Source organism: Pseudoalteromonas sp. SANK 73390 (assembly GCF_054966645.1).
On sequence record NZ_ARPN01000109.1, the window covers coordinates 111,264 to 123,559 of the forward strand.

General features: G+C 41.1%; 11 protein-coding genes. All 11 read left to right on the forward strand.

The window, feature by feature from the left end; translation table 11 throughout:
• The 11 genes from SANK73390_RS14590 to SANK73390_RS14640 all read left to right on the forward strand — a co-directional run bounded on the left by SANK73390_RS14590 (position 1) and on the right by SANK73390_RS14640 (position 12,290).
• Positions 1–1,494, forward strand: coding sequence for an NAD(P)H-hydrate dehydratase (locus tag SANK73390_RS14590; protein WP_462766790.1), 1,494 nt, complete (start codon positions 1–3; stop codon positions 1,492–1,494).
• Positions 1,495–1,496: 2 nt separating this feature from the next.
• Positions 1,497–1,967 (forward strand): tRNA (adenosine(37)-N6)-threonylcarbamoyltransferase complex ATPase subunit type 1 TsaE, encoded by a 471-nt coding sequence (tsaE, locus tag SANK73390_RS14595; RefSeq protein ID WP_261591610.1) that lies wholly within the window; start codon positions 1,497–1,499, stop codon positions 1,965–1,967.
• On the forward strand, positions 1,960–3,297 hold the full coding sequence (locus tag SANK73390_RS14600) for an N-acetylmuramoyl-L-alanine amidase (protein ID WP_462766792.1): 1,338 nt from the start codon (positions 1,960–1,962) through the stop codon (positions 3,295–3,297). Before tsaE ends, SANK73390_RS14600 begins: the two co-directional genes overlap by 8 nt.
• A 6-nt stretch (positions 3,298–3,303) precedes the next feature.
• Positions 3,304–5,136, forward strand: a complete 1,833-nt coding sequence (mutL, locus tag SANK73390_RS14605; protein WP_462766794.1) for a DNA mismatch repair endonuclease MutL — start codon at positions 3,304–3,306, stop codon at positions 5,134–5,136.
• A gap of 1 nt (position 5,137) precedes the next feature.
• Entirely contained in the window at positions 5,138–6,055 is a 918-nt protein-coding gene (gene miaA / locus SANK73390_RS14610; protein WP_462766796.1) for a tRNA (adenosine(37)-N6)-dimethylallyltransferase MiaA, read from the forward strand.
• A 78-nt stretch (positions 6,056–6,133) separates the two neighbouring features.
• Positions 6,134–6,397, forward strand: coding sequence for an RNA chaperone Hfq (gene hfq / locus SANK73390_RS14615; protein WP_261591613.1), 264 nt, complete (start codon positions 6,134–6,136; stop codon positions 6,395–6,397).
• Between the two features lie 21 nt (positions 6,398–6,418).
• On the forward strand, positions 6,419–7,705 hold the full coding sequence (gene hflX / locus SANK73390_RS14620; RefSeq protein ID WP_462766798.1) for a ribosome rescue GTPase HflX: 1,287 nt from the start codon (positions 6,419–6,421) through the stop codon (positions 7,703–7,705).
• A 103-nt stretch (positions 7,706–7,808) separates the two neighbouring features.
• The gene (gene hflK, locus SANK73390_RS14625) at positions 7,809–8,975 is read left to right on the forward strand and encodes an FtsH protease activity modulator HflK (RefSeq protein WP_261625609.1); all 1,167 of its coding nucleotides are present in this window, start codon (positions 7,809–7,811) and stop codon (positions 8,973–8,975) included.
• Positions 8,976–8,980: 5 nt separating this feature from the next.
• On the forward strand, positions 8,981–9,859 hold the full coding sequence (gene hflC / locus SANK73390_RS14630; RefSeq protein WP_261591616.1) for a protease modulator HflC: 879 nt from the start codon (positions 8,981–8,983) through the stop codon (positions 9,857–9,859).
• A gap of 176 nt (positions 9,860–10,035) precedes the next feature.
• Positions 10,036–11,352 (forward strand): adenylosuccinate synthase, encoded by a 1,317-nt coding sequence (locus tag SANK73390_RS14635; protein WP_261591617.1) that lies wholly within the window; start codon positions 10,036–10,038, stop codon positions 11,350–11,352.
• A gap of 323 nt (positions 11,353–11,675) precedes the next feature.
• On the forward strand, positions 11,676–12,290 hold the full coding sequence (locus tag SANK73390_RS14640) for a tetratricopeptide repeat protein (RefSeq protein WP_462766801.1): 615 nt from the start codon (positions 11,676–11,678) through the stop codon (positions 12,288–12,290).
• The last annotated feature ends 6 nt before the right edge of the window (positions 12,291–12,296 follow it).

A 12,296-nucleotide genomic window follows, 5' to 3' on the forward strand; every position in this document is an offset into this window, starting at 1 on the left:
ATGTTTATCTTGGAAGCTAAATACACCACTAATTTACCACAGGTTGCTTATAGTGCCCAACAAGTACAGCAATATGAAGCACAAGCGGCACAAAACAGCGGTACTCAACTCTCTCATCTTATGCAGCGTGCAGGAGAGGCATTATTTTCATGGTTTGAATATGACCAAGTCAGTGCTCAACATGTACTCTTGCTAGTAGGCAAAGGAAACAATGCTGGAGATGCATATGTGTTAGCTAAATTATTACATCAGTCAGGACGTAACGTATGTGTATTTAGTCTATATGACCCTGCATTACTAAGCGGGGATGCTAAAGATGCATACCATGAAGCATGTAAGCATAGTATTACGGTTGTAATGGAACGTCCAAAGATAAGTGATTTTTGTGTCATTGTTGATGGTGTTTTCGGCACTGGTTTTAGAGGGAGTTTATCAAATGACATACAAGCCTTATTTAAAGAGTGTGCAAACACCCGTGCTAAATGCCTGAGTATAGATGTGCCAAGTGGTATTAATGGGACGACTGGTATAGTTGCAAAGGGGGCCTTTTGTGCCGATGTGACGATCACTTTCATTGCATTAAAGCAAGGATTACTAACTGGCACAGCTAAAGGGTTCTGTGGGCAATTACTTTATGCATCTTTGGCTGTCGAAGATGCATTTTATCAACTTACTCCTCCAAGCGCCGCTTATATGGATCATACAGCCCTGTTTGTAGAGTTAGAAAAGCGTCCTTTAGATAGTTATAAAAATACGTGTGGGCATGTACTTTTAGTAGGGGGGAACAAAGGAATGGCAGGTGCCATACGTTTGGCATCAGAAGCTGCACTTCGAAGCGGGGCAGGATTAGTGACGGTGGCGACACACCCTGACAATGTTGCAAGCGTTTTGCAAGGGCGATATGAGTTGATGGTGCATGGCATTCAAAATGCTTCTGAGTTATCCATACTGATGTCAAAAGCAGATATTATGGTAATTGGTCCTGGCCTTGGGCAGGATGAGTGGGCTCAAGCGATATTTACAAGTAGTCTAGGGTTTGCAAAACCCGTGGTGTGTGATGCTGATGGTTTAAATTTATTGGCTAAAACTAAGTTGCGCTTTGACAATGCAATATTAACCCCTCATTTTGCAGAGGCAAAACGGCTGCTCTGTGATCTTGAGGCTATTGATGCGTTTAATCGTTTTGAATTAGCTTCACATTTAGCTAAAACCTATAAAGCTATATTGGTACTTAAAGGGCCGGGAACACTGACTGTGAGTGAAGAATGTATAAATATCAACCGTTCAGGGTGTGCTGCGATGGCAAGCGCTGGGATGGGGGATGTTTTATCTGGTATAATTGGCTCTTTACTTGCTCAAGGCATGAAGCCGTTTGCTGCAACTAGCTTAGCTGTGTATATTCATGGCTTAGCTGCGCAAATTGCAGCAAAGGAGGGGGAAAGAGGATTGCTTGCTAGCGATTTGTTTGTGCATATTCGACATTTATTGGGGTAACCATGAGTAATACTTTTAGTCAGCATTTGGCCGATGAGGCACAAACGGTGGCTATGGGCACACGCCTGTGTAAATATATTAAAGAAGGTGCAGTGTTGTTTTTACATGGCGACTTAGGTGCTGGTAAAACAACGTTATCGCGCGGTATAGTTCAAGGTATGGGGCACACTGGTAAAGTAAAAAGCCCAACATACACTTTAGTTGAACCCTATGATCTTGATGATGTCTCAATATATCATTTTGATTTATATCGATTGGGAGATCCTGAAGAACTTGAGTATATGGGTATTAGAGACTATTTCAGCACCAATGCTATTTGTATTATTGAATGGCCAGAAAAAGGGCATGGGTTTATTCCGAACTCAGATTTAGATGTTGATATGGCATATGATGGTCAACAACGAATAATTACTTTGTCTGCAAACAGTGAGCGCGGACAAATAATCATAAATCAATTAGGACAAGATGCGTAGTACAGGATATGTGTTAACTTTATTATTAAGCATTATTTTAATAATGCTTAGCTTTGCTGTGCAAGCAAAAAATGATATTCAAAGCGTGCGAGTTTGGCCTTCACCTGATAGCACACGGGTGGTGTTTGATTTATCTGAAAAGCCAGATTTTAGTTATTTTATGTTGAAAAACCCGCTTCGCCTTGTTGTTGATTTTAACAATACAAATAAAGCCAAAAGCCTTCCTGCTATTCCTGTTGAACATCGTTTAATTAAAAAGCTGCGTTACTCTAAGGCTAAAAATCGAAACGCCACGCGTATGGTATTTGAGCTTACCAGTAGTGTTAAACCTGTCATTTTTGCATTAGCACCCACTGCACCTAAAAAAGACCGGCTTGTTATTGATTTATATGCGAAAAAAACAAGCTTATACAGTAATGAGAAAAGTACCAGTAAAAAACGCGATAGATTGGTTGATAGAGATATTATTATTGCTATTGACGCAGGGCATGGCGGGGAAGACCCAGGCTCTATTGGCCCCTCTGGCACATATGAAAAAAATGTTACTTTGCCAATTGCCAAACGCTTAGCACGTTTAATAGATAAACAGCAAGGCATGAAAGCGCGCTTAACTCGTACCGGTGATTACTATTTAAAGCTTCATACTCGCTCTAATAAAGCACGAGAGAAAAGAGCTGATTTTTTTGTCTCTATTCATGCTGATGCATTTTCCAGCCCAGGCCCTAGTGGGTCATCAGTGTGGGTGTTGTCTTTGCGAAGAGCTAACTCAGAAATAGGTAAGTGGCTAGAAGATAAAGAAAAACACTCACAACTTTTAGGTGGCGCTGCAGAGTTAATTAAAGATACTGCAAACGAAAAGTATTTGGCAAAAGCTTTATTAGATATGTCGATGGATCACTCGATGAAAACGGCATTACAAGTTGCTGATGAAGTCGTCAGTGAACTAAAAAAAGTAACTAAACTCCATAAGAAGCGCCCACAATCTGCAAACTTTGGTGTTCTTAAATCACCAGATATACCATCAATTTTGGTTGAAACAGGGTTTATCTCGAACCCTAAAGAAGAACGTTTATTGAAATCGGGCAATCACCAAGAAAAGCTTGCTCGTGCAATTTTTAAATCGATTAAAAACTACTATAAGCGCAACCCCCCTGATGATTCTTTGTTTGCAAGGCTAAAAGAGCCCGCAGAACACGTTGTTAAAAGTGGTGAGTCGTTAAGTGTATTGGCAAATAGATATGGCATATCAATCGCCGCGCTTAAAAGAGCCAACAAACTTACCAAAGATACGCTGTTTATAGGTCAAGTTCTGACAATTCCAAAGGCATAATTGGTTATGAGTATTGAGATTTTACCCGCACGGCTCGCTAACCAAATTGCCGCTGGTGAAGTAGTTGAACGTCCCGCTTCGGTTGTTAAAGAGTTGGTAGAAAATAGTATTGATGCAGGCGCAACTCGAATTCACATTGATATTGAACGTGGTGGTCATAAACTTATTCGTATTCGTGATGATGGTAAAGGTATAATCAAAGACGAGTTGACTTTAGCACTATCTCGTCATGCTACGAGTAAATTAAAAAGTTTAGATGATTTAGAGTGTATCGCGTCATTGGGTTTTCGTGGTGAGGCACTCGCGTCGATTAGTTCTGTGTCTCGGTTAACGCTTAGCTCAAAACCTGCTGAGCAGGAAACGGCTTGGCAAGCGTTTGCTGAAGGGCGTGATATGGCTGTTCAAGTACAACCTACCGCGCATCCAGATGGCACAACCATCGAAGTTAAGGATCTATTTTTTAATACCCCAGCTCGGCGTAAGTTCTTACGTACCGAGAAAACTGAATTTAGTCATATAGATGAGCTGGTCAAACGAATTGCGTTGAGTCGTTTTGATGTGGCAATTACATTAACACATAATCAAAAAGTGATACGCCAGTATCGTGCTAGTAGTAAAGAGCTGGCCGTAAAACGTGTGGCGCAAGTAGCTGGCAAAGTATTTGAACAGCAAGCTGCATATATAGAGTCTGGTGCTGAAGGATTGATGTTGTATGCTTGGGTATTACCTGTTGGGTGCTCAAGTAGCGCTCAATATACCTATGTAAATGGCCGAATGATGCGCGATAAGTTAATTTTGCATGCTATCCGTCAAGCTTTTGAAGAGGTAATAGGCGAGCAAGATGTACCAGGTTTTGTGGTGTATTTAGAAATAGACCCAAGACAAGTCGATGTAAACGTTCACCCAGCAAAGCATGAAGTTCGTTTTCACCAAGCGCGCTTGGTGCATGATTTTATTGTACAAGCAATTAAACAAACAGTGACACCCCAAACAGGTGACTTGGTAACGCAACAAAATGAGTCACAAATATCAGACGTTGAGCATCAAACATATCGAAGTGAATTGCAGTCTGTCAGGACGTCGCAACCTTCTGAGTTTGTTAACGTTGCATCTTCAGCACAAGTTTTGAGTCCCTCAGCGGATCAAGAACTAAAGGGGCGAGTTGGGACAGGTGCATCATCAAGAAGCAAAAATGAACCTACACAGCGACAATATAATGTAAATCAGCTTTATCAAGGGCTCAGTCATACGCAAGCGAGTGAGTTTGATACCCCATTAACGCAACAAATCGAACATCAGCAACCTATTCAACAAACTAAGCTACTGGTTATTGAAGGTGGTGTTGCACTTTTATCGAAACAGCAACAGCTTTTGGTTTCTCATTGTAAATATGCCTTGCAAATTTATTGGACAAGTCAGCTAGAGCAGGATGCAAGTTTACCCAGTAAAGCTTTGCTATTACCTGTTCGAGTGAATTTAGAAAAAGATGAACTTGCACACCTATTGGTGCAAGAGTCCTGGTTAACCTTGCTTGGCTTTGATATACAATTGTTTGAGCGATATATTATGGTAAAAAAACTACCAATTAGTTTGTATAGTATTGATGTAGGGGTTTTTATTTCTGAAGTTCTGAATGCTTGTAAAAACGATTTACAGCACATGGAACAGTGGCTTGAATGGTTAGTCGCTCAAACCCCTAAGCGTTATTATTTGAGTGAGCATTTTGCTAAGGCTCAACAATATATAGAAAAAAGTCAAAAATGTTTGGCGCGTATTCAGGAAAAAGCAGTTAAAATACAGAGCAAGACGTTTTTACAATTACTACCACAAGAGTTTTAGAGTGAATAAATTACCTGTAATAACACTAATGGGGCCAACGGCTGCAGGAAAAACAGCCCTAGCGATAGAGTTATGTCAGCATTTAGACACAGAGGTTGTGAGTGTTGATTCAGCGCTAGTCTATAAAGGAATGGATATAGGCACGGCAAAGCCCAATGCTGATGAGCTTGCCTTAGCACCACATCATCTCATTGATATAATTGACCCACTAGAGAGCTACTCTGTTGCTGATTTTCGCAAAGACGCACGTCGTCATATTGATGCGTTACATCAACAAGGGAAGGTGCCTATTTTGGTCGGTGGTACCATGATGTATTTTAAAGGTTTGATTGAAGGCCTATCGCCTTTGCCTGAAGCTGACCCATTGGTGCGTGCGCAACTGGAAGTTGAGGCAAATGAGTTTGGTTGGCCTCAGTTACATAAGCAGCTCACAGACGTTGACCCAGAAGCTGCTGCAAAAATTAGTGAAAATGACTCGCAACGTATCAATCGAGCGTTGGAAGTATATCGGATCAGTGGTAAGACAATGACCCAGCTGCAGCAGCAAAAGCAGGCCCCATTACCTTATCAATTTCATCAGTTTGCTATTGCACCGAGCGATCGAAAGGAGTTGCATCAACGTATTGAAAAAAGATTTCAAATTATGCTCGAACAGGGGTTTAAAAATGAAGTTTTGACCCTATATAAGCGAGAAGACTTACACCTTGACCTTCCCTCAATACGTTGTGTTGGGTATCGACAAATGTGGGAACATTTAGCTGGTGACTGCGACTACGAGCAAATGGTTTTCAAAGGTATTGCAGCAACCAGACAGCTTGCAAAGCGGCAACTTACTTGGTTAAGAGGGTGGCCGCAAGTGACTTGGTTAGAGACCAATGATCAACAAAACTTGCAACGTGTATTAACTTCGCTAAGCTAATAGTAGCTGTTAAATCAAGCTACTTAGATTTAATTGAAGGCGAAACTAATAATAACACCTAGAACGAAGGAAAAGAAAATGGCAAAAGGCCAATCGTTACAAGACCCTTTTTTGAATGTCTTACGTCGTGAGCGCATTCCTGTTTCAATTTTTTTAGTTAACGGCATCAAATTACAAGGTAAAATTCAATCATTTGACCAGTTCGTTATTTTGCTAGAGAACACGGTAAACCAAATGGTTTACAAGCATGCCATCTCAACAGTGGTACCCGCTCGTGCAGTAAACTTCCAAAGTGCACAAGGGGCTGAAGGTACAGAACAAACCGATGATGGTAATTTTTAATTTATATTAGGAGCGTAATGCTTGTTTGACCGTTATGAAGCCGGCGAACAGGCAGTCTTAGTTCATATTGACTTTCCAAATGAGGGCGATCGTGAAAATTTACGAGAGCTGGAAATGTTAGTATCTTCTGCAGGTGTTAGTAGTTTGGTGGTTGTGCAAGGCAGCCGCCAAGCGCCACATGCCAAACTATTCGTCGGCACGGGTAAAGCAGAAGAAATAGCTGAGACTGTCAAAATCCACAATGCAGATGTCGTTATATTCAATCATCAACTCAGTCCTTCTCAAGAAAGAAACTTAGAGCGTGTTTGTCAGTGCCGCGTGTTAGATAGAACGACGCTTATTCTTGATATCTTTGCTCAGCGCGCGCGAACACATGAAGGTAAACTACAAGTTGAACTTGCGCAGCTAAGGCATATTTCTACTCGGTTGATTCGAGGCTGGACTCACTTAGAGCGTCAAAAAGGTGGTATTGGCTTACGTGGACCGGGTGAAACTCAGTTAGAAACGGATAGGCGTTTGTTACGTGAGCGTATTAAAAGTATTCGCAAACGTTTAGATAAAGTGGCGACTGTTCGAGAGCAAGGGCGACGTGCACGTACTCGTAATGATGTGCCAACTGTATCATTAGTAGGCTATACCAATGCCGGTAAGTCAACATTATTCAATTTAATTACTAATTCTGATGTCTATGCGGCAGATCAATTATTCGCAACGCTTGATCCAACTTTGCGAAAGCTCCATATTGATGATATTGGCCCAGTAATTTTGGCTGATACGGTCGGGTTTATTCGCCATTTACCACATGACTTAGTGGCCGCTTTTAAAGCGACATTAACAGAAACACGCGAAGCCGATTTGCAAATACATGTTGTAGATGTGGCAGATAACCGACGAAAAGAGAATATAGAAGAAGTACAGTCTGTTTTAAAAGAGATTGATGCAGATGACATTCCTCAATTGTTGGTTTATAACAAAATAGATTTGCTAGAAGATGTTAGGCCTAGGATTGATCGAAATGATGAAGGACAACCAATTCGTGTATGGCTATCGGCCCACAGTGGAATTGGTATACCATTGCTGTCACAAGCAATCTCTGAGCTATTAGCGAAGAAAATTTTTCATCATACTTTATGTATTCCCCCTGCATTTGGTCGTTTAAGAGGTGCATTGTTTAATTTAAATGCAGTGCAACAAGAAGATTATGACGAACAGGGAAATTGGCTTATTCAGGTACGTTTACCAGAAATAGACTGGGAGCGATTGAAAAAAGACCAAGGTATAGATATAGAAAAGTTTATTGATACATAGTTTTTACATAGAAAAATGCAGTTTTGCTCGCATTTGGGTATGAGAAACGTCTTATATTTGGTAGATTTACACTAATTGACTTTAATAACAATGGAGTATAGCTATGGCCTGGAATGAACCGGGTAATAATGGCAATGATAACGATCCGTGGAAAAACCGCGGTGGTCGGGATCAAGGCCCACCTGATCTAGACGAAGTATTCCGTAAATTCAGCAACAAGTTTGGTGGTTTATTCGGCGGTAAATCTGGCGGTGGAGGGAGCGGTGGCTTAGGTGGCGCTGGCATGACTTTCATCTTACTGATTGCGATAATTGTTTGGGCTTTAAGTGGTATATACACAGTCAAAGAGGCTGAACGTGGTATCGTTTTACAATTTGGACAGTTTGAGCGAATCGCAGACCCAGGTCTACGTTGGAAAATGACGTTTGTTGAGCAAGTGATCCCGATAAATATCGAAGCAGTTCGCTCACTTTCAGCATCAGGCTTCATGTTAACTGAGGATGAAAACGTAGTGAGTGTTGAATTTGAAGTTCAATACCGCGTTATGGACCCTCGTTTGTATAAGTTTAGTGTCACTGATGCCGATCATAGCTTACAACAATCTCTAGACAGTGCGTTACGTTATGTAGTGGGTCATTCACGTATGGACCAAGTTTTAACAACGGGCCGTGAGCTTGTTCGTCAAAGAACATGGGATGAATTAAATAAAATCATCGAACCATACAATTTAGGTATTTTAGTTACCGATGTGAACTTTAAAGACTCGCGTCCGCCATCAGAGGTAAAAGATGCGTTTGATGATGCAATTGCTGCGCAAGAAGATGAAGAGCGCTTTATACGTGAAGCAGAAGCCTATGCCCGTGAGATAGAGCCTCGTGCCCGTGGTCAAGTGACACGTATGACTCAAGAAGCTGAAGCCTATCGAGAGCGTGTAGCATTAGAAGCCAGCGGTGAAGTGGAGCGTTTTAAAAAGTTACTTCCTGAATATCAGTCTGCTAAAGAAGTTACTCGACAACGTTTATACATCGATGCAATGGAAGAAGTGCTCACTAATAGCACCAAAGTATTGGTTGATGTGAAAGGCGGTAACAACATGATGTACTTGCCGTTAGATAAAATTATGGGGCAAGGCGGTTCCGGCAGCCAAATTAAGTTACCAAGTAAGAACGACATTAATGAGTTACGTAAAACATTAGGTCAATCGCAAAATAGCACAGTGAATAGCGGTAATGACCGTTTTACACAAGACAGATTTAATAACGGGAGATAAGCACAATGAAAAACTTTAGTATTGTGATATTAATTGCTGCCGTTTTGTTGTCTTTTTCATCAGTGTTTGTGGTGACCGAAGGACAGCGTGCGATTGTATTGATGTTTAGTAAAGTACAAAAGGACAAAGAAGACAAAGCGGTTGTTTATGCACCTGGATTGCACTTCAAGGTGCCATTTATTAGCCAAGTGCGTAAACTTGATGCGCGTATTCAAACGTTAGACGGTGCGCCAGATCGTTTTGTTACAAGCGAGAAAAAGGACTTAATTGTTGACTCGTTTGTAAAGTGGAAAGTGAATGATTTTAGTGCGTTTTACCTTCGTTCTCGTGGCGATAAGCAATATGCTGAAACGCTATTGCAGCAAAAAGTAAACAATGGTTTAAGAACCAATTTTGGTTCGCGTACTATTCGTGAAATTGTTTCAGGTGAACGTAGTGAACTGATGGCAGAAGCATTAGTACAAGCATCTGAAAGTGCGCAAGAGTTGGGTATTGAAGTATTAGACGTACGGGTAAAGCAAATTAACTTACCTAATGAAGTCAGTAACTCAATTTACCAACGTATGCGTGCAGAGCGTACCGCAGTAGCAAAAGAACACCGTTCTGAAGGTCAAGAGAAAGCTGAAACGATTCGAGCTGAAGTTGATAGACGCGTAACAGTAATGCTTGCAGATGCTGAACGAAATGCTCGTGGTGTGCGTGGTCAAGGTGATGCAACTGCAGCAAAAATATATGCTGATGCATACAATAAGGATCCTGAATTCTTTAGTTTTGTTCGTTCTTTAGAAGCTTATAAGCGTACTTTCCAAAACAAAGGCGATGTGATGGTGTTATCACCGGACAGCGAGTTCTTTGATTATATGAAAGGTGCTAAAGGTAAATAGTAACTATTTACCTTTACTAAATTGAAAAGCTCTGAAATATCTCAGAGCTTTTTTGTTTTATATCATGTATTTTTGATACTATTTTTGTGAATGTGGAAAAAACAGCCAAAACGGGGTGATCTCACACCCTGTTTTCTGGTAAAATCTGCGCCTAATTTTTTCTAAGTGATTTTGCAATGGGTAAAAACGTCGTTGTATTAGGCACCCAATGGGGTGACGAAGGTAAGGGTAAGGTTGTTGACTTACTAACAGATAAAGCTTCTTTAGTTGTGCGTTATCAAGGTGGTCATAATGCAGGCCATACTTTGGTGATCAATGGTGAGAAAACGGTATTACACCTAATTCCATCAGGTGTTTTACGTGACAACGTAAAATGCGTCATTGGTAATGGTGTGGTGTTAGCACCAGATGCGTTGATGAAAGAAATTGGTATGCTTGAAGCGCGTGGCGTGCCAGTACGTGAACGTTTATTGATCAGTGAAGCATGTCCATTAATCCTGCCTTATCATGTTGCACTTGATAAAGCGCGTGAATTGGCACGTGGTGAAAAGGCAATTGGTACAACTGGTCGTGGTATTGGCCCAGCTTACGAAGATAAAGTGGCGCGTCGTGGTCTTCGTGTTGGCGACTTATTCAACCCTGAGCAGTTTGCTACTAAGCTCAAAGAAGTGCTTGAGTACCATAACTTTACTTTGGTTAACTACTACAAAGTAGATGCGGTTGATTTCCAAAAAACATTTGATGATGCCATGGCTGTAGCTGACATCCTTAAATCTATGGTTGTAGATGTTACTGAGCTGCTAGATCAAACTCGCTTAGCGGGCGACGATATTTTGTTTGAAGGTGCGCAGGGGACATTACTTGATATTGATCACGGTACATACCCATATGTTACTTCGTCAAACACAACCGCTGGTGGCGTGGCAACAGGCGCAGGTTTTGGGCCTTTAAACCTTGACTATGTATTGGGTATCGTTAAAGCATACACAACACGCGTAGGCTCAGGTCCATTTCCTACTGAGTTGTATGATGGCATTGATAAGCAAGACCCTGTTGGTAAACACTTAGGCGAGAAAGGCCATGAGTTTGGCGCAACGACAGGACGTTTACGTCGCACAGGTTGGTTTGATGCAGTTGCAATGCGTCGTGCTGTACAAATCAATAGTATTTCAGGGTTTTGTTTAACGAAGCTAGATGTACTCGATGGCGTTGAAACTATCAAAATCTGTACGGGCTACCAGTTAGAAGATGGCACTGTGACCAACGTTACTCCTCTTGCAGCTGAAGGCTACGAAAAAGTAACACCAGTGTACGAAGAGATGCCAGGTTGGAGCGAGAATACATTCGGCGCTACAACTGTTGAGCAGTTACCTCAAGCCGCAATTGACTATATCAAGCGAATTGAGGAGATCACCGGTGTACCTGTTGATATTATTTCGACTGGTCCAGATCGTGTTGAAACAATGATTGTTCGTCACCCATTTGGTGCATAAACAACCATTCTCTAAAAAAGCTGCATATTGCAGCTTTTTTTGTGCCTATAATATGGTATCAGCTGGTTTTCTTGGATAAATGCAAGGTGACTTTTTATTATACCAATTGCATTAAGTAAATAATCAAATATAGCGACGGAAAAATGGCTTAGTAACCAGACAAAATTTTGGTATGTCGTTATTCTACATGAGCCATTTTTAACGCAGTTAATGTGTTATATTTAGCTCGCTAGAATGAGCAATGCTTTAATAAAATGGGTAGTAGTAGATAGTTGGTGTACTTTTTGCTTTTTATTTTTCATGTGATTTAAGTTGGATAAGATATGTTCAAAAGGGTGTGTTGTATTAGCTTATTAATTGCAAGCTCAGCAGTGTCTGCCAATGGACAACTAAAAGCGGTGCCACTATACACCGAAGCTGAATTAATAGCATTGATCAAAAAAAACCTACACTTAAAACGTGTTAAAGATGATGATTGCCAGCTCTTACAAGATATAGAAGCACGTGCTGAAACAATGGCATTGCCTTCATACCAGTTTTTGTATGGTGATATGTTGGCGTATGGAGTATGTGTTGAGTCTAATGTTGAATTAGGTCTTTATTACATGCGTCAATCAGCAGAGCAGGGTCTATCAAGCGCTTTAGAGCAATTAGGCCGATATTATGATGTTGGTCAGTTGGTACAAGCAGACAAGGCGATGGCGGTGGTGTACTTGCGTGAGGCTGCTTCTCAAGGCAATTTAAGCGCGCAGATTCGACTTGTGAATTTATTTAATGCCGGGCACGGTAGCCCAAGAGATTATGAAGATGCGTATCGTTGGTTATTTCACTCTGCTGTTGCAGATAAAAAACTACACAACAAAATAAAGAAAGCACTTGCCCATTTAGCAGAAAAAATGCCACAAAGTGCTATTCGCCGTGCACGCTTGCCAATATAACCTGGA